The organism is Nonomuraea sp. NPDC050691, from assembly GCF_040654455.1.
GTDB lineage: Bacteria > Actinomycetota > Actinomycetes > Streptosporangiales > Streptosporangiaceae > Nonomuraea.
Window position 1 is genome coordinate 1 of sequence record NZ_JBFAIA010000072.1, and the last position, 17713, is coordinate 17713.

Genomic DNA, 17713 nt, shown 5'->3' on the forward strand with positions numbered 1-17713 from the left:
CGCTCCGTCACGGACCAGCTGCTCGTCGTCGGCCGGTGGCTGCCCCGCCGCCGCGATCCCGACGGCCATCTCATCGTCGAGGCGCTGGTCGCGGCGCGCCGGGACGAGGAGGTCGCCCGGCCGATGCGCGACTACGTCGGCGAGCGCGGCGACTGGCTGGCCACGCTCGTACGCGCCGGCCAGCACGGCGGCGAACTGGATCCCGCGCTGTCGCCGGACGCGCTCGCCCACTTCTGCCTGCTGCTGGCGATGGGCAGCGCGCTCGTCACGCCGGACCTGCACGCGGTCGGCGACGAGGAGTGGGCCTCGCTGCTCACCCGGGTCGTGACCGCGCTCGCCCCGCCCGACATCCATCGAGGAACCGAGGAGTGCACCGCGGTGAAAGTGCAGATCGACTCCGGGCGCTGCCAGGGGCACGGCCGCTGTTACACGCTCGCCCCAAGCCTGTTCGAGGAGGACGACGAGGGCTACGGCGAGGTCGCGGGCGACGGGGCCGTGCCGCCCGGCGAGGAACGCGCGGCGAGCCTGGCGGCGGCCAACTGTCCCGAACGTGCCATCGACCTGTACGGAGAGGCGTGACATGACCGTCGACGACCGTTTCGCCGAGGACTACCGCGGGCCGCGCGGCGACGAGCCGCCCCAGGGCACGCGCACCGAGCCCGTCATCGGCCCCGTCTCGGACTGGGCGACCGACTTCTCCCACATGGAGCCGGAGTGGGCGGCCGACCCGTACCCCATCCAGGACGACCTGCGGCAGCGGTGCCCGATCGCGCACACCGGCCGGTTCGGCGGCGGGTGGCTGCCGACCCGCTACGAGGACGTCGCCGCCATCGCCTACGACACCGAGCGCTTCTCCTCGCGTTCGATCGTCATGAGCAACTTCCGGCCGCCCCGCGAGATCGCGCCGGTGGGCGGGGTGCCGCCGATCTCCTCGGACCCGCCGTTCCACCACGACGCGCGCAAGCTGCTGCTCCCCGCGTTCACCAAGACCGCGGTCTCGAAGCGGGAGGCGGCGACGCGGGCGTTATGTCATGAGCTGATCGACGCGCTGGAGGGGCGGGAGGTGGTGGACGCAGCCCGCGACTACGCCCAGCACATCCCGGTACGGGTCATCGCCGACATGCTGGGCTTCCCCCCGGAGGACGGGCCGCGCTTCCGCGAGTTCATCGAGAACTCCCTCGAAGGGGTCAACCTGCCCCCGGAGGAGCGCATCGAGCGGATGGACGACCTGTTCGACTACCTGCTGAAGCAGATCCGCGACCACCTCGACCACCCGCGTGACGACCTGACGACGTACCTCATCGAGGCCGAGCTGTACGGCCGCAAGCTCGAACCCTCGCACGTGGCCGGGACGATGGCCCTGCTGCTCATCGCCGGGATCGACACCACCTGGAGCGCGATCGGCGCGTCGCTGTGGCACCTGGCCCGCACGCCCGCCGACCGCGAGCGGCTGGTCGCCGAGCCGGAGCTGCTGCCGACGGCGATGGAGGAGCTCCTGCGGGTGTACGCGCCGGTCACGATGGCCCGCCTGGTCAAGGAGGACATGCGGTGGGGCGGCGTCGACATGAAGGCCGACGACTGGGTGCTGCTGTCGTTCCCGGCGGCCAACCGTGACCCGGCGCAGTTCGACCGGGCGGACGAGGTGGTCATCGACCGCGAGGTCAACCGGCACGTCGCCTTCGGCCTCGGCATCCACCGCTGCGTGGGCTCCCACCTCGCCCGCATGGAGCTCCGGCTGGCGCTGGAGGTGTGGCTGGAGCGGATCCCGGTGTTCGGGCTGGCGGACCCGGCGGCGGTGAGCTGGGCGCCGGGTCAGGTCCGCGGGCCGCGCACGCTCCCGCTGCGCGTCGGCTGAGCTTTCGACGGTCCTCAGTGGACGGACAGGCCGCCGTCCACGAAGATCGACTGCCCGGTGACGTACGCGGAGCCGGGCCCGGCCAGGAACACCGCCGCCGCGGCGAAGTCCTCGGCCAGCCCGTTGCGGCCGACCATGGTGCGCGCGGCCAGCTCCGCCACCTTCTCCGGATCGGACGACAGCCGCGCGTTGAGCGGCGTCATCACGAACCCGGGCACGAGCGTGTTGCAGGTGACGCCACGGGACGACCACGCCTCGGCCTGCGAACGGGCCAGCGACTCCAGCCCGCCCTTGGAGACGCCGTACACACCGCTCTGCACGAACGCCCGGTGCGCCTGCTGCGAGCTGACGTGGATGATCCGCCCGTACCCGCGCTCGGCCATGCCCGGGCCGAACCGCCGGCCGAGCAGATGGGGCGCCTCCAGGTTGACCGCCATGGTGACGTCCCAGACGTCGTCGGTCATCTCGCCCATGGGCGGGCGCAGGTTGATCCCGGCGCTGTTGACCAGGATGTCGGGCTCCCCGAACGCCGCGGCCGCCTCCTCCGCCGCGGCCCGCACGGCGTCGCGCGTGCTCAGGTCCGCGCTGACCCAGGCCGCGCGGCAGCCGTCGCCGGTCAGCTCCTCGACCGTGGCGGCCAGCTCGGACTCCCGGCGCGCCACGATCACCACGCTCGCCCCGGCCCGCGCCAGGGCTCCGGCGATCGCCCGGCCGATGCCGGAGCTCCCTCCGGTCACGATCGCGACCCTGCCGTCCAGGGAGAACAACTCAGCGAGGTACGTCTGCGACATCACGCCCGCACTCTAGAGGACGGCCCGCCACCCCCGATCGGCGCCTCCGGCAGGCGGCTCCCCACGGTGACCTCGGCCGGACCACCCGGCGTCTTGGCAGGAGATTGGATCGCTGTTGCATCGGCGTCGCCGGGGCGATGGTTACGCTCGGTGACCGGGGGTGGGGTGGATGGGGGAGCCGGAGCGGGTGGCGGCGGGGATGTCGCACGAGCGGGTGGGGGCGTTCGTCGACGCCGTGTTCGCCATCGCCATGACGCTGCTCGTGGTGGAGATCGACCGTCCGCCCGCCGGCCTGGTCGAGGGCGACGAGCCGCGCCTGGTCATGGCCGCCCGGCTGTGGGACTTCCTGGGCGACAACTGGGGCACGTGGCTGGCTTTCCTCATCGCGTTCCTCATCCTGTGGGGCGTCTGGCGGGAGCATCACCGCACCCTCGACCTGGTCACCCGCGTGTCCCGCAGGATCATGGCCAGACACGTGCCACTGCTCGTCGTGGTGGTGCTGCTGCCGTACGCCACGGGGCTCATCGGCGAGTCGGCGTCCAACCCGCTGACCGTGTGCCTGTTCGCCGGGGCGGTGGCGGCGCTGCTGTTCGCGCAGGCGGCCCTGCTGCGGGCGATCCTGCGCGACCAGGTGCTGCGGCCGGGGACGGACGTGGGCGCGATGCGGGCGCAGGCGGCCACCCTCATGGCGGTGGGGGTGTTCTGGCTGTTCACGGCGGGCCTGACCTGGCTGGTGGAGGGGGTGCCGCTGCTGTGGCTGCTCTCCCCGGTCGTCGGCGCGATCTCGTCACGCCGCTTCGCGGCCCGGGCGTGACGGCGACGGTCAGCGTTCGGTGAGGTTCTCGCCCGTCTCCGGGTGGAACAGGTGGACGGCCTGCGTGTCGTACCAGAGCCGCACCGCCTCCCCCCGGCGCGCCCCCGACTTCGGGTCGAGCTGCGCCACGAGCTGGCACCCCTCCCCCGCCTCCTCGCCGCCCGCCTCGGCCAGGTGCTCCGAGCGGACGGCCCCGGTGTCGAGGGTGAAGTAGGCGAGCTTCTCCGGCCCCATCGACTCCAGCAGGTCCACGGTCCCGGTGAACGTGCCGCCCTCCTCCGCGTCGTGCATCAGGGAGGCGTCCTCGAAGGACTCCGGCCGGATGCCCGCGATGACGTCGCGCGGCACGTCCGGGCCGTCGGCGGCGCGCCGCAGCCGGCCGCGCAGCGGGATGTCGCCGATGGGCGTGCGCAGCAGGCCCTCCTCCAGGCGCGCCGGCAGGACGTTCATCGACGGCGAGCCGATGAAGCCGGCCACGAACAGGTTGCGCGGGTGGTCGTACAGCTCCTGCGGCGGCCCGATCTGCTGGATCAGGCCGGCCCGCATGATGACGATCCGGTCGCCGAGCGTCATCGCCTCGGTCTGGTCGTGGGTGACGTACACGGTGGTGGTGCCGAGGCTCTTCTGCAGCCGCGAGATGGAGGTGCGCATCTGCACGCGCAGCTTGGCGTCGAGGTTGGACAGCGGCTCGTCCATGAGGAACGCCTTGGGGTCGCGGACGATGGCGCGGCCCATCGCCACGCGCTGCCGCTGCCCGCCGGACAGGGCGGCGGGCTTGCGGTCGAGGTACGGGGCGAGGTCGAGCAGCCCGGCGGCCCGCTCCACCCGCTCCCCGATCTCCGCCTTGCCCATCTTGGCCAGTTTGAGGGGGAAGGCGATGTTCTCGCGGACCGTCATGTGCGGGTAGAGCGCGTACGACTGGAAGACCATCGCCATGTCGCGGTCGCGCGGCGCCCGCTCGTTCATGCGCCGCCCGTCGACGCGCAGTTCGCCCTCGGTGATGTCCTCCAGGCCCGCGATCATGTTGAGGGTGGTGGACTTGCCGCACCCGGACGGGCCGACGAGGATCACGAACTCCTGGTCGGCGATGCGGACGTCGAAGTCGTCGACGGCCACGGTGCCGTCGGCGTACCTCTTGGTGACGTGGTCGAGCACGATCTCAGCCATGGCGTGACGTCATCCCTTCACCGCCCCGGAGGTGAGTCCGGCGACGATCCGCCGCTGGAAGAACAGCACGAAGATCACGATGGGGATGGTGATGACCACGGCCGCCGCCGAGATCGAGCCCGTCGGGTCCTCGAACTGGGTGCTGCCGGTGAAGAAGGAGATGGTCGCCGGCGCCGTCCGGGCGGCGTCGGAGGAGGTGAGGGAGATCGCGAACAGGAAGTCGTTCCAACAGAAGATGAATGCGAGGATCGCGGTCGTCACCATGCCGGGCGCCGCGAGCGGCACGATCACCTGCCAGAACGCCTGGAACGGCGTCGCGCCGTCCATCTTGGCGGCCTTCTCCAGCTCCCACGGGATCTCGCGGAAGAACGCCGACAGCGTGTAGATCGTCAGGGGCAGCGCGAAGGTGATGTACGGCAGGATCAGCCCCGCCCAGGTGTTGAACAGGCCGAGCGCCCGCTCGATCTGGAACAGCGGGCTGACCAGGGAGATCTGCGGGAACATCGCGATCAGCAGCGACACGCCGATGAGCAGCCGCTTGCCCGGGAAGGCGAGCCGGGCGACGGCATAGGCGGCCATCGTGCCGAACACGATCGCGACGAACGTCGAGATCAGCCCGATCCCGATCGAGTTGACCAGCCCGCGGACGAAGTCGGCGTTGGTGAAGATGCCGGCGTAGTTGCCGAGCGTCCACTTGCGCGGGATGAACGAGCCGTCGGAGAACGTGCTGGGGTCCTTGAACGACAGCGACGCGATCCACAGCACCGGCACCATCGCGTACAGCACCACCACGACGTTCGCGACGGTCCAGCCGGAGACGCTCCGGCGGCCGGCCTCCATCACCGCTCGCTTCCGGGCGCGGCCGTGCCGAACCCCAGGATGAAGATCACCGCGATGATCGCGACGGTGACCAGGATGAGCACGGACATGGTGGAGCCGATGCCGAGGTTCAGTCCGCCGATGAGGTTGTGGTAGGCGCTGATCGAGACCGAGCCGGTGCCCTGGGAGCCGTTCGTCAGCACGTAGATGTTGTCGAAGATGCGGAACGCGTCGAGCGTGCGGAACAGCAGCGCGACCAGGATGGCCGGCTTCATCAGCGGCAGCGTCACCCGCGTGAACCGCTGCCAGAGGCTCGCCCCGTCGACCGACGCGGCGCGCAGCAGCTCCTCGGGCACCACGGCCATGCCGGCCATGAGCAGCAGCGCCATGAACGGCGTGGTCTTCCACACCTCCGCCAGGATGATGATCGCGATGGCGGGGCCGCGCTCGGTCAGCGGCGCCGACCCCTCGGGCAGCAGGCCGGCCAGCCAGCCGGTGCCGGGCGTCCAGGCGTACTTCCAGCCGTAGGCGGCGGCGACCGTGACGATCCCGTACGGGATGAGCACGACCGTGCGGATCAGGCCGCGGCCGACGATCGCCCGGTACATCGCGAACGCCAGCAGCATGCCGAGCACCAGCTCGATGGCGACGCTGACGACGGTGATGAGCAGCGTCACCCAGAAGGCGGTCCACCACACCTCGCTGGTGAGCACGGTGGCGTAGTTGGACAGCCCGATCCACGCCTTGTCCTCGGGGAAGCGCAGGTCGTAGCGCTGGAGCGACAGCAGCACCGAGTAGGCGATCGGCCAGCCGGTGACCACCACCATGACGATGGCGGCCGGGGCGCACAGCCACAGCCCCAGCCGCCGCTCGGCCCGCTGCCCCTCGGTGAGCGCCCGGCCCTTCGCCTTGGCGGCGGCGCCGTCCGCGCGAGCACCCCTGGAGGCCGCGCCGTTCATGAAAGCACCCCCTGGCTGCGCAGGGCGAGGGCGATCTGCTCGCGCAGCTCGGCGAGCGTGACGGGCGGGACGATGGAGGCGGGCGGCGACAGCGCCGCGGAGATCGTCGTGGAGACGTTCTGGTACGTGGGCGTCTTCGGCCGGGGCGCGGCCGTCTTCAGCGCGTCGAGGATGGCCTGGCGCATCGGGTACGGCTTGGCCATGGCCGGGTCCTGGTACACCGCCTCGATGGTGGGCGGCAGTCCGTCCTTGACCGCCGCGGTGCGCTGGCTGACCGGGTCGCGCAGGCACAGCGCCGCCTGGAACGCCTGCCCGGGATGCTCGGAGTACGCGCTGACCGCGAAGTTGGCGCCGCCCAGCGGCGAGGCGCCCGCGCCGCGGATGCCCGGGTAGGGCGCCCACTTGAAGTGGGGCAGCAGGTCCGGCTTGTTGGCCGCCATCGAGGCGTACACGAACGGCCAGTTCACCTCGAACGCGGCCCTGCCGCCCTCCATGGCGAGGCGGGCCGAGTCCTCCTGCGTGTTGGGCAGCGACGGGTCGGCCGCTTCGGAGCGGGCGTAGTCGCGCATCGCCGTGAGCGCCTCCAGGGCGGGCGGCCCGAGCGCCACCCTGGTCCCGCCGGGGTCGAGGATGCGCCCGCCGGCGGAGGCGACGAGGCTGTTGAACCAGACGACCAGGCCCTCGTACTGGGCGCCGGTCACCTCCCCGTAGTGCGGCTTGCCGCGGGCCGCGAGGCCGGCCGCGACGGCCGCCATCTCGCTCCAGGTGCGCGGCGGCCGCGGCACCAGGTCGGAGCGGTACCACAGGAGCTGCACGTTGGTGTTGTACGGCGCCGCGTACAGCCTGCCCCGCCAGGTGGCGGTGTCGAGGGGCTTGGCCAGCGTGCCCTCGCGGGCCTGCCGGGCGTGCTCGCCGGTCCACTCGCGGATCCAGCGGGCCTCGGCCAGCTCGGCGGTCCAGGTGACGTCGAGGCCGAGCACGTCCAGGCCGGGATCGGCGGCGGCGAGGCGGCGCACGAGCTGCTCGCGCTGGCCGTCGGCGTCGCGCGGCAGGGTGTTGAGCACGATCCGGTAGCGGCCCTGGGCCTCGGTGTTGCAGCGGGCGACGATGGCGGCGAGGTTCTCCTGCGGGGCGTTGTAGAGGTTGATCAGCGGGACGCCGGCGCCGCCGCCCCCGGCGCAGGCGGCGGGCAGCAGCGCGATCCCGGCCACCAGCGCGGCCGCGGCCCCCCGTCTTCTCGCCGCTCGGCTCACGTCAGGGGCGTACCCGCCTGCCTGGACATATCACCATGAGTAGTCAATCACCTGCCAAAAGTATGATCGGCTCGGCGGCGCCGACCTCGAGCGGGCCGGGCAGGACGTGGCCGACAAGCCGGCCAGGGGCGCGAACGCCATCACCGGTCTGGCCGGGCTGAAGCGGCTCCGGCCGGAGGAGGGCGCGTTCCGGGACGCCGGGGCGAAGAGCACGAAGGCGGGCGGCCGCACGGTGCTGATCCGGCAGGCGGACGGCGCGCTCGGCAGCGGTCGCCTGGTGGGCTGGGTGGAGCCGGGCGGCGCGGTCGGCGGGACGAGGACACACCACCTCGGCGACCGTGACTCCTGGGGGCACGTCGTCGAGATCTCCGCCTGACCTCGGCCTTGACGGGCGGGGTACGGCGTCCATAGGGTCACCTGAAGGCGGAAAGCGCTTACCAAGCCTGAGGGGGCACTGTGGGATCCCGCGAACACTGGGTGTCGGCGGCGGACCGGCTGCTGGACGCCGTGGTCCCGTACGCCACCCCCGGCTATGCCCAGTACCGGCTGCCGGGACGCGCCAGCGCCTCCGGCCCCGACTCCGACGGCCTCGAGGGGTTCGCGCGCACGTTCCTGCTCGCCGCGTTCCGCGCCGCCGGCGATCCCGGCGCCGCCCCCGGCGGGCTGCTGGAGCGGTACGCCGAGGGACTGGCCCACGGCACCGACCCCGGCCACGAGCACGCCTGGCAGCCGATCACCGACGGCAACCAGACGATCGTGGAGGCCGCCTCGATCGCGCTGGCCCTGCACGAGACGCGGGAGCTGCTGTTCGACCGGCTCGACCCGGCCGTGCGCGAGCGCGTGGTCGCCTGGCTGGGCGGGATCGTCGGCAAGCACGCCTGGCCGTGCAACTGGGTGCTGTTCAAGGTCATCGTGGAGCAGTTCCTCGCCAACGTCGGCGGCCCCCACGACCCCGCCGAGATCCAGCGGCACCTCGCCGACGTCGAAGGATGGTACGTCGGCGACGGCTGGTACACCGACGGCGCGGGCCAGAACTACGACTACTACTGCGGGTGGGCCATGCACCTGTACACGCTGTGGTGGACCCGGATGTCCGGGGCCGACTCCAGCGTCTACCGCGAGCGGCTGCGCGCGTTCCTGGAGTCGTACCGGCACCTGTTCGCCCCCGACGGGGCGCCGATGCACCAGGGCCGGTCGCTGACCTACCGGGTGGCGGCCGTGGCGCCGCTCTGGCTCGGCGCGATCTTCGACGCCACGCCCCTGTCGCCGGGCCGGACCCGGCTGCTGGCCGGCCGCACGCTCACCCACTTCGAGCGGCACGGCGTCCCGGACGCGGACGGGCTGCTCAGCCTCGGCTGGCACCGGCCGTTCCTGCCGGTCACGCAGGCGTACTCGGGACCCGCCTCGCCGTACTGGGCCAGCAAGGGCTTCATCGGCCTGCTCCTCGGCCCGGACCACCCCGTGTGGACCGAGCCCGCCGGCGACACCGGCGACGCCACCGGCGACGTCCTCGGCGACGAGCAGGACCTGGCGCTGGCGATGCCCGCGCCCGGCTGGCTGCTGCACCGCTCCGGCGGCGTCGTGCGCCTGCTCAACCACGGCAGCGACGGCAACGACCGCGACAGCTCGGGCGACGACCCCCACTACGTCAAGCTCGCCTACTCCACCCACACCGCGCCCGAGACCGGCCCCGAGGGCCGGGCCGCGAACATCGACAACAGCCTCACCGTCATCCGCCCCGACGGGAGCGCGACCCGGCGGCGGCGCATCGACCGCCTCGTGGTGACCGACCGGCTCGCCGCCTCCCGCTACTTCGACGGCGAGGTCGTGGTCGAGACGGCGTCCGTGGTGGACGGGCCGTGGGAGGTGCGCGTCCACCGGGTCGCCGCTCCGGAGGGCAGCCACGTCCGCGACGGCGGCCACGCCCTGGCGGGCGACGAGCCGTGCGGCACCCGGCTCGACGGCCTGGAGTCGCGTGTCTCCTCGGGCGCGCTGGTCAGCTCCATCACCGGCCTGCACGGCTGGCACGGCGCCCGGGTCGAGGCCCGTACCGGCGAGAACGCCTTCGGCGAGCACTCCGCGACGCCGTACCTGGTGGGCGACCACCCCGGCGGGCGGGCGCTGTTCGCGTCGGCGGTGCGGCTGGGGCCGGGCGAGCCGTCCACGCCGCCGCCCGTGCTGGAGCCCGTCGGCGACGGCTTCACCTGGAAGGACGCGGAGGGCGGCCGGATCGAGATCCGGCTCGGCCGCACGCCGGGGTACGTGCGCGAGCACCCCTCGGGCGAGCGCGTCACCTGGACCGGCTGACCCGCGTCCGATTCGGTGGCCTTCGCAGGCGGATGACGCGCATTCGCCTTTGGGGGTGGATGGCACGCATTGCGGACGGGCCCTGGCCGCTTTACGTGCCATCCTCGGGCCATGGCCAGTACGCCGTCCCGCATGATCCGCCTACTGTCCCTGCTGCAGACCTGCCGCGGCTGGCCGGGGCCCGAGCTGGCCGCCCGGCTGGGCGTCAGCCCGCGCACGCTGCGCCGCGACATCGACCGGCTGCGCGAGCTCGGCTACCCGGTGCGGGCCGCCCCGGGCACGGGCGGCGGCTACCGGCTGGAGGCCGGCACGGCGATGCCGCCCCTGGTGCTCGACGACGAGGAGGCGGTCGCGATCGCGATCAGCCTGCGCACGGCCGCGGGCGGCACGGTGGCCGGCATCGAGGAGACGTCGGTGCGCGCCCTGGCCAAGCTGGAGCAGGTGCTGCCCGGCCACCTGCGCCGCCGGGTGAGCGCGTTGCAGAGCTACACGGTGCCGCTGGTCTCCCAGGGCCCGGCCGCCGACCCCGGCGTGCTGACCGTGATCGCCCAGGCGTGCCGCGACCGCGAACGGCTCACGTTCGCCTACCGCAAGCGCGACGGGGAGGGCAGCACGCGGCTGGTGGAGCCGTACCGGCTGGTCCACCTCGCGCGCAAGTGGTACCTCGTGGCCTGGGACGTCAACCGCGACGACTGGCGGACCTTCCGCGCGGACCGGCTGACCTCCCCGGCGCCGGCCGGGCAGCGGTTCCGTCCTCGCGAGCTGCCCGCGCCGGACATCGCCCGGTACGTCGCCGAGTCGGTGACCTCCTCGCTGGCGCGCCACCGGGCGGTGGTCACGCTGCACGCGCCGTTCGCCCGGGTGGCCGAGCGGCTGCGCCCGCAGGACGGAGTGCTCACGGTGGTGGACGAGCACACCTGCCGCCTGCACACGGCGGCCGACTCGCTGCAGTGGCTGGCACTCACCATCGGCATGTTCGACGTGGACTTCGAGGTCCACGAGCCGCAGGAGCTGATCGCGTACATCCGCACCCTGACCACCCGCCTGTCGAGAGCGACCCCGGCCTAGTACGTCATGAGGTGGCGGGGCGGCTCCTCCTGGATGACCAGCCCGAGCCGGCTGATCTCCGTCACGGTTTCCTCCGACACCGCAGCCCCTGACACGTACAGACAACCCCACCCACTATGGATGGAGAAGCGGCCTCCGTTGTCCAGGTGGCATCCGACCGTGCCCCGCAGCATGCCCCGCACGATCTCCAGCGCCCTGTCGAGCCGTACGGCCCTGCCCCGCCGCAGCCGCCTGCCGCCGCGGCGATACCAGTGCTGCCGCACCGTCAACCGTACGACACCGGCTTCGCGTGCGAGCAGCTCCACCGCGCGCACGTACGCGCTCTCCACCTCCTTGTCGTCGGACGGCGCCGAGTCGTCCGGGTACAGCCGGAAGCCGTACGCCTTGGCGCGGAGCAGTGCCCGGATCAGGATGCCCGGGTCGGCCGTGGCGGGCCAGTCGCTCACCTGGCCGTCGCCGACCTCGACCACCCTCCAGACGCCGTCCTCCCGCCGCGCGAGGTCGGTCGTCACGAACCGCTCCCCGAGGTCCCGTACGGCCTCGCGTACCCCCCTCAGGCCGTCGGGCCGCTCGACGGGCTCGTCGGCTTGGTCGGGGTGCGGCCCCGCGAACACCGGCTCGCCGTCCACCCACCACACCCGCGCCTCGGGGCCGTTGAAGCGCTCGAACCCGCGGATCACTAGCCCCCCGGCCAGGTCGTCACCCTGGAGCTCGACGAAACGCGCGGCGACCCGTCCCAGCGAAGCGAGGTCGGGCGCGTAGCAGGCCTCCAGCCACTCGTGCTTGCGCGACTTCACGAAGTCCTTGACCACGAAGCCGCCGTCGCTCAGGCCGCGCGCCAGCCGGGCCAGCCGCTCGCCGTCCGGCACGCTCTCGCCGGGCGCCATCCGGACCACACCCGTGGGCGGCGTCAGGTGATAAAAGCGGCCGAGCCAGCCGGGCAGCTCGTGGGCGCGGCGGTAGCCGGCGGCGTCGGTGAGCAGGACGCCTCCCCGCGCGGCGAGGGCTTGTTCCAGGTCCTCGTACTGATCGGCGGTCAGCATCCATCCGCGGTACCAGTAGCGGCCGTATCCCCGCGGCACCCGGGCCACGGCCTCCTCGGCCCGTCCCGCCACCAGCGCGTCGTGGTCGACGAGCGCCACCGGCGCGCCGCGCTCGCGCGCGACGTCCGCCTGCGCGGCGAAGTGCGGGTCGACCCGGCGCGGACGGAGCGGATCGGCGCAGAACAGGAACCCCACATGCATGATCGCGACTGTACGGCCCCAGCCCGGCACCGCTCACCCGGTTATCCGCCCCTTGCTGTCGGCCGGTGCCCGCGATATTGGCTGGCGCGCGGTCCGTCGGCCTTGCCAGGGTTGGGGCCATGACCCGAGGAACCGTGAAGTTCTGGAAGACCGACCGGGGCTGGGGCGCGATCTCCTCCACCGCCCTGCCGCCGGGCCGCGACGCCTTCGCCCACTTCAGCGACATCGTCGCCACCGGGTACCGGGCGCTGGAGGAGGGGGACGAGGTCGAGTTCGACCTGGTGGAGCGCAGGCAGGACAGCTTCGACTACGTGGCGGTCAACATCCGCAAGCTGTGACGTTCAGCCGTCCCCTCGGCGAGCCGAGCCGCTTCCCCCTGGCAGGAGAGACGTCTGCGGGCGTGCCCCCGGTCGTGACGTGGGTACGGCAGGGAATGTCAGGGCAAGGGGAGCCCGGAGGGCCGAGGGGGGATGGACATGGCCGATCACGTCTGGGTGGAGGAGATGCGCGAGGTTCTGGACGAGGCCTACCGTGACCGTGACACGGCCGCGGTCCGCGACGTCTACGCCCGTGCGTCCGAGCACGTACGCCTGACCGCCGACATGCTGGCGCACCTCAACGAGATACCCGAGGGCGCCTACACCCGGCAGGACATGGCCGAGGCCATCGACCGGGTCGTCCGGGGCCGCGGCGAGCACGACACGCTCGGTCTCCTGGCCGGGCCCGCGCCGGTCCGGCCGGTGGAGAGCACCGACGAGGCCGAGCGGGCCGTACGCGACGACACACCGCTGGAGGCGCTGAACCCGGAGACGCCCGCTCCCCCGCAGGACACCCCCGAGTTCCGCGAGCCGGGCCACCCGCCGTCCGCGCGGTGAAACACCCAGGAGAAGGAGGGGCACACGCGGTCAGGCGCGGCGCCAGCGTCTGGCCGCCTCGGCCCAGGCGGCGTCCCACGCCGCGTAACGCCTTCGGTCGAGCAGGCGCCTGAACCCCCGAAAGCCCGAGAACGACACCGCGGCCCCTCCCGCGAGCACCAGCAGGGCCGCCGTGACGGTGTCGAACACCGTCTCCCCATGGCGTCTGGGCGGCGGGACCAGCCTCCCCCGAGCGTCGACCCACACGGACACCCGCGTGCCCGCCTCGGCCCCCGCCGGCGCGGTGACCCGCCCGGTCATCGGCTTGCCCGCCGGGCCGGCCCAGCGGGCCTCGGCCTCGACCCTGGCCCCCAGTTCCAGGTGCTCGTCGGCGACCGCGCCCGGCGCGTCGCGCACGAGCGTCGCCGGCACGGCCCGGCGGGCGCCCACCCCGGACCGCTCGGCCCGCGTCCCGTTCTCGTAGGCCATCCGTCCCAGCACGACCGCGGGCCAGACGCTGAGCAGCAGCAGGGCCAGCGCCACCACGACCCCCAACGCCTCCAGCCGGTCGGAGCGGCGGCGCACCGGATTGCGGTCGGGACGGTACAGGCGCACGTGTAGCGCCACCCACCGGATCATGTCTCCCATCACGCACCCCCGCCGCCGCTCGTTCAAGCCTCGCGGGCCACCCCGTCACAGCGCCACCGGTCCAGCCCCACCGGTTCTCGTTCCAGCCTCGCGCGCTCTTCTCTCCACCCTCACGGCGGGGTGGGCACTACTGCAGGGTCATACGGCACGGCGGGCCGGGACCTTGGCCCCGGACGTCCCCGGAGACCCGGCGGACGCGGATCGCGCGACAGGCCGGGGCCCTACCTATCCGGTTTTTCGCAAAGAGGTGGATATCATCACTGAAGGGACGGCTTCTCGCCAAGAGACGGATGTTCGAGAGGGGACGGCGGTCGTGACACCCGACGACGCCGAGACCGAGTTCCGCGCCGCAGCGGCGCGCCTGGCGCAGGTCATGCGCCACCACCCGCCCGCCCTGACACCGCTGATCGAGTCCGTACGGCACCTGGCGGACCTGCTGGCCGCGGACGCCGAGGTCGACCATCTGGAGGACGCGGCCCTGACCGTGATCGACACCTGCGACCGGTCCGGCCTGGAGTTCTCCGACCCGTCCGTCCTGGCGGCGATGGAGCGGCTGCGGGAGGCGGCGGCCGACCTGGACCGCAGCACCTGAACCCGGCACGTGACAGCGAGCGGCCGCCCCTCTGGTCACCAAGGCACAAGATCTTGAAGCCGGTGAAGCCGTCCATCGCGACGACTTCGACAGCGTCAACGCGGTCAGATCAGGACGGTCGTAGGTAGCGTCAAGCACGTCGCAGTCTTCCCGGTGGGTCCTCTACGCCCCTACGCGGCCTCCCGATCTCGGCCAAGCGCGCAGAGTAGGCCCCCGGGGACGCCGTGGCCCCGGACGGAGGCATGAAAGAGCCGGATGAACCGGGCTTGTGTGGCCCTCAAAGGCAAGTCTGTCGTCTGCGCGTCGACGCATCCGCGATGCATTCGCCGAGCAGTAGTGCAGCGACCGCCTCCGGGGCCTCATGCATGGCGTCGTGGCCGGTCGGGAGGTCGTAGACCTGCCAACCGGGATCGGCTTGGAGTCGGGTGCGCAGTTCGGCAAATGGCGTCCGGTCTTCCCATCCCGAGCAGTAGATGAACTCCCGACGGGGGACCTGGGCGAGCGCGCCTGTGAGCCGGATCGTTTGCACGAACGAGGCGAGGGGATGGGGACGGCGGCGGGGATCGCCGCCGTCCGGCGGGCGGACGGCGTAGCCTGTGGTCGCAGCGCCGGCAGCGAACGCTTCCCGGTAGCGCTCGGTCGTTGACGACCAGCACGACTCGCCATCGCGCGGTACGTAGGCGTCGAGATGCACGAGTCGTGAGATCCGGCCGCGGGCGCGATCGGCGGCTGCTGCGATCACCATCCCGCCGTAGCTGTGGCCGACCAGCGTCGCGCTGGTGATGCGGGCCCGATCGAGGAGCCGCAATACGTCGTCGGCGTGCGTGTCGAGGTTGGCGGTCGCGACCGTCGCGTTGTCGTCGTCTGGCCGCAGACCGGTCAGGGTCAGGGCGTGCACGGCATGACCGGCACGCTCCAGCAGCGGAACCACCGCCTCAAACGACCAGGAGCCGTGCCAACCGCCGGGCACGAGGACGAACGTCGCCATGCTTTTCTCCTTCTCTCTCAAGCCGCGACATCCAGGCACGCTGCCTCGATGACATGTGGTTCGGTCGGGCGCTGCGCGAGAGTGAAGACCACTCCGCATGGAGGCAATGTCACCAGAGCAAGGTGTGGCTGGCCACCGATAGGATGCCAACCGATGCCCGTTCGCCGCCAACCTCGCCGGGTCGCCGGAGTGACGTCCCATATGTGGCCGTCCGGCGGGCGCCACCTCTGGCCATCCGGTGGAACAAGCGCAGAGCAGTCGCACGCACGGGGACACCTGGTGTACGCGGCCAGCGGCGTCCTGACAGTTCACACCGAGCGCGGCACGTCGATCGTTCCCGCCAACCGAGTCGCCTGGACCCCCGCCGGGTTCGCGCACCACCACCGCGCCCACGGCGACACCGACATGCGGATCGTCTTTCTCCCGCCATCCCTGGCCCGGCTCATACCAGACCATCCGGCCGTGTTCCTGGCCTCCGACCTCGCCCGCGAGGTCCTGCTCGCCCTGACCGGCCGCCGCAACTACGACGCCGCGCCTGCCTACAGCCGCTCCGCGCGCTCACGCCTCCTTCGAGTCCTCGTCGATGAACTCCGCGAAGCACCCGAACAGCCACTGCACCTGCCGCAGCCACGCGACGACCGACTGCAAGCCATCGCCCGGATGCTGCACGAGAGGCCGGCAGACAACACCTCACTGGCCGAACTCGGGAAGACGATCGGAGCCAGCACCCGCACCCTCAGCCGACTGTTCCGCAACGAACTCGGCATGACCTTCTACGAGTGGCGCACGCAGCTACGCATCTACCACGCGCTCGTGCTCCTCGCTGACGGCCACGACACCACCCAGACCGCCTACGCCTGCGGATGGGCCAACCCCAGCAGCTTCATCGCAGCGTTCAGCAACATCGTCGGAACGACCCCGGGCCGCTACCGGACCAGTCGCCAGACCACCGCCCGCGCATCTCAGCTCCCGACGGCGGTCAAGTCCTCGGGGTGATTCGCACTCGCACCCGGGCCGATGTGGTCCGCGATCGGACAGAAGATGCCCCCGTGTGCCTCGCGATTCCCGCACAACTACAGCGGCGGCACCAACCATCGGCTTGACCACGCGAGGTTCTCTACTTCACCGGCAGGCCCGTCACCGCGCGGCCGATGATCAGGCGCTGGATCTCCGACGTCCCCTCGAAGATGGTGTAGATCTTGGCGTCGCGGTGGAAGCGCTCCACCGGGTGCTCCCGCGTGTATCCCGCTCCCCCGAGGATCTGGATGGCCTGCTCCGTCACCCACACCGCCGTCTCGCCGGCGACCAGCTTCGACATCGAGCCCTCCGCCTGGTCGAAGCGCTTGCCGGTGCGGGCCATCCAGGCGGCGCGCCAGGTGAGCAGGCGGGCGGTGTCCACCCGGGTCGCCATCTCCGCCAGCAGGAACGCGATGGCCTGGTTCTCGCCGATCCGGCGGCCGAACTGCTCGCGTTCGCGGGCGTAGTCGCGGGCGTACTCGAAGGCGGCGCGGGCGATGCCGACCGCCATCGCGGCGACCGACGGGCGGGTCGTCTCGAAGGTGCGCATCGCCGCCTGCTCGCCGGCGCGCTCCCCGCCGCGGACGCGGGCCAGCCGGGCGTCGAGCTTCTCCTTGCCGCCGAGCAGGCACGAGCCGGGCACGCGGACGCCGTCGAGCACCACCTCGGCCGTGTGGGAGGCCCGGATGCCGTGCTTCCTGAACTTCTGCCCCATGGACAGGCCGGGCGTGCCGGGCGGGATGACGAAGCTGGCCTGGCCGCGGGTGCCGAGTTCGGGGTCCACCGAGGCGACCACCACGTGGACCTCGGCGATGCCGCCGTTGGTGGCCCACGTCTTGACGCCGTCGAGCACCCAGTCGCCCCTGTCGTACACGGCGCGGGTGCGGATGGCGCCGACGTCGGAGCCGGCGTCGGGCTCGGAGGCGCAGAAGGCGCCCAGCTTGACGTCGTCGGGGGTGCCGAACATCTGCGGCAGCCACTCGCCCATCTGCTCGGGCGTGCCGTTGGCGGCCAGCGCGGCGGCGGCCAGGCCCGTGCCGACGATGGACAGGCCGATGCCGGCGTCGCCCCAGAAGATCTCCTCGAACGCCACGGGCAGCGCCAGCCCGCTCTCCTCGAACCACTGCGTGGAGAAGAAGTCGAGGGAGTACAGCCCGATCTTGGCGGCCTCCTGGATGACCGGCCAGGGGGTCTCCTCGCGTTCGTCCCACTCGGCGCCCGCCGGGCGGATGACGTCGCGGGCGAACGCGCGCACCCAGTCGCGCACCTCGATGACGTCGCCGCCGAGCTCCAGACCGAACCCGCCCATACACGCTCCCTGAGAACACGTTCCCTGA

19 protein-coding genes are annotated in these 17713 nt (G+C 72.3%); 10 read left to right on the forward strand and 9 right to left on the reverse strand.

Translation table 11 applies throughout. The features are described from left to right. Both AB0H81_RS24395 and AB0H81_RS24400 read left to right on the forward strand, forming a co-directional pair. Positions 1–579, forward strand: a 579-nt coding sequence (locus tag AB0H81_RS24395; RefSeq protein WP_358378699.1) for a ferredoxin, incomplete at its 5' end; no start/stop codon positions are given. 1 nt (position 580) lies between these two features. Continuing rightward, positions 581–1855, forward strand: coding sequence for a cytochrome P450 (locus tag AB0H81_RS24400; RefSeq protein ID WP_358378702.1), 1275 nt, complete (start codon positions 581–583; stop codon positions 1853–1855). 14 nt (positions 1856–1869) lie between these two features. On the opposite strand, the gene AB0H81_RS24405 is transcribed toward AB0H81_RS24400, so the two are convergent. Continuing rightward, positions 1870–2646, reverse strand: a complete 777-nt coding sequence (locus AB0H81_RS24405) for an SDR family oxidoreductase (RefSeq protein WP_358378808.1) — start codon at positions 2644–2646, stop codon at positions 1870–1872. Positions 2647–2815: 169 nt separating this feature from the next. On the opposite strand from AB0H81_RS24405, the gene AB0H81_RS24410 reads away from it, so the two are divergent. Further along, a complete protein-coding gene (locus AB0H81_RS24410) occupies positions 2816–3460 on the forward strand; it encodes a TMEM175 family protein (protein WP_358378705.1) in 645 nt (214 codons plus the stop codon). A gap of 9 nt (positions 3461–3469) precedes the next feature. Here the strand turns inward: AB0H81_RS24410 and ugpC are convergent, their stop codons facing one another. The 4 genes from ugpC to AB0H81_RS24430 are packed head-to-tail and all read right to left on the reverse strand — an operon-like array spanning position 3470 to position 7658. Next, on the reverse strand, positions 3470–4627 hold the full coding sequence (gene ugpC, locus AB0H81_RS24415; RefSeq protein ID WP_358378708.1) for a sn-glycerol-3-phosphate ABC transporter ATP-binding protein UgpC: 1158 nt from the start codon (positions 4625–4627) through the stop codon (positions 3470–3472). Between the two features lie 9 nt (positions 4628–4636). After that, the gene (locus tag AB0H81_RS24420) at positions 4637–5467 is read right to left on the reverse strand and encodes a carbohydrate ABC transporter permease (protein ID WP_358378711.1); all 831 of its coding nucleotides are present in this window, start codon (positions 5465–5467) and stop codon (positions 4637–4639) included. Next, positions 5467–6405, reverse strand: a complete 939-nt coding sequence (locus tag AB0H81_RS24425) for a sugar ABC transporter permease (protein ID WP_358378714.1) — start codon at positions 6403–6405, stop codon at positions 5467–5469. The genes AB0H81_RS24420 and AB0H81_RS24425 overlap by 1 nt, the downstream gene beginning before the upstream one ends. Beyond that, positions 6402–7658: an ABC transporter substrate-binding protein gene (locus AB0H81_RS24430; protein ID WP_358378717.1), complete on the reverse strand. Its 1257-nt coding sequence runs from the start codon at positions 7656–7658 to the stop codon at positions 6402–6404. The genes AB0H81_RS24425 and AB0H81_RS24430 overlap by 4 nt, the downstream gene beginning before the upstream one ends. A gap of 106 nt (positions 7659–7764) precedes the next feature. Here AB0H81_RS24430 and AB0H81_RS24435 point away from each other — a divergent pair, with 106 nt between their 5' ends. The 3 genes from AB0H81_RS24435 to AB0H81_RS24445 all read left to right on the forward strand — a co-directional run bounded on the left by AB0H81_RS24435 (position 7765) and on the right by AB0H81_RS24445 (position 11033). After that, positions 7765–8034 (forward strand): hypothetical protein, encoded by a 270-nt coding sequence (locus tag AB0H81_RS24435; RefSeq protein WP_358378720.1) that lies wholly within the window; start codon positions 7765–7767, stop codon positions 8032–8034. 80 nt (positions 8035–8114) lie between these two features. Then, positions 8115–9965 (forward strand): DUF2264 domain-containing protein, encoded by a 1851-nt coding sequence (locus AB0H81_RS24440; protein ID WP_358378723.1) that lies wholly within the window; start codon positions 8115–8117, stop codon positions 9963–9965. Between the two features lie 111 nt (positions 9966–10076). Continuing rightward, positions 10077–11033: a YafY family protein gene (locus AB0H81_RS24445; protein WP_358378726.1), complete on the forward strand. Its 957-nt coding sequence runs from the start codon at positions 10077–10079 to the stop codon at positions 11031–11033. Here AB0H81_RS24445 and AB0H81_RS24450 read toward each other — a convergent pair. Further along, the gene (locus AB0H81_RS24450) at positions 11030–12277 is read right to left on the reverse strand and encodes an ATP-grasp domain-containing protein (RefSeq protein ID WP_358378729.1); all 1248 of its coding nucleotides are present in this window, start codon (positions 12275–12277) and stop codon (positions 11030–11032) included. The genes AB0H81_RS24445 and AB0H81_RS24450 overlap by 4 nt on opposite strands. 119 nt (positions 12278–12396) lie before the next feature. Here AB0H81_RS24450 and AB0H81_RS24455 point away from each other — a divergent pair, with 119 nt between their 5' ends. Then, positions 12397–12615, forward strand: coding sequence for a cold shock domain-containing protein (locus tag AB0H81_RS24455; protein ID WP_358378732.1), 219 nt, complete (start codon positions 12397–12399; stop codon positions 12613–12615). A gap of 138 nt (positions 12616–12753) precedes the next feature. Beyond that, positions 12754–13152: a hypothetical protein gene (locus AB0H81_RS24460; protein WP_358378734.1), complete on the forward strand. Its 399-nt coding sequence runs from the start codon at positions 12754–12756 to the stop codon at positions 13150–13152. Positions 13153–13182: 30 nt separating this feature from the next. Here AB0H81_RS24460 and AB0H81_RS24465 read toward each other — a convergent pair whose 3' ends face one another. Next, on the reverse strand, positions 13183–13758 hold the full coding sequence (locus AB0H81_RS24465) for a hypothetical protein (protein ID WP_358378737.1): 576 nt from the start codon (positions 13756–13758) through the stop codon (positions 13183–13185). A 334-nt stretch (positions 13759–14092) separates the two neighbouring features. On the opposite strand from AB0H81_RS24465, the gene AB0H81_RS24470 reads away from it, so the two are divergent. Further along, the gene (locus AB0H81_RS24470; RefSeq protein ID WP_358378740.1) at positions 14093–14371 is read left to right on the forward strand and encodes a hypothetical protein; all 279 of its coding nucleotides are present in this window, start codon (positions 14093–14095) and stop codon (positions 14369–14371) included. Between the two features lie 277 nt (positions 14372–14648). Here the strand turns inward: AB0H81_RS24470 and AB0H81_RS24475 are convergent, their stop codons facing one another. Continuing rightward, the gene (locus tag AB0H81_RS24475; RefSeq protein ID WP_358378743.1) at positions 14649–15359 is read right to left on the reverse strand and encodes an alpha/beta hydrolase family protein; all 711 of its coding nucleotides are present in this window, start codon (positions 15357–15359) and stop codon (positions 14649–14651) included. Between the two features lie 279 nt (positions 15360–15638). On the opposite strand from AB0H81_RS24475, the gene AB0H81_RS24480 reads away from it, so the two are divergent. Then, the gene (locus AB0H81_RS24480; RefSeq protein ID WP_358378746.1) at positions 15639–16355 is read left to right on the forward strand and encodes a helix-turn-helix transcriptional regulator; all 717 of its coding nucleotides are present in this window, start codon (positions 15639–15641) and stop codon (positions 16353–16355) included. 121 nt (positions 16356–16476) lie between these two features. Here the strand turns inward: AB0H81_RS24480 and AB0H81_RS24485 are convergent, their stop codons facing one another. After that, the gene (locus tag AB0H81_RS24485; protein WP_358378749.1) at positions 16477–17685 is read right to left on the reverse strand and encodes an acyl-CoA dehydrogenase family protein; all 1209 of its coding nucleotides are present in this window, start codon (positions 17683–17685) and stop codon (positions 16477–16479) included. Positions 17686–17713 lie beyond the last annotated feature (28 nt).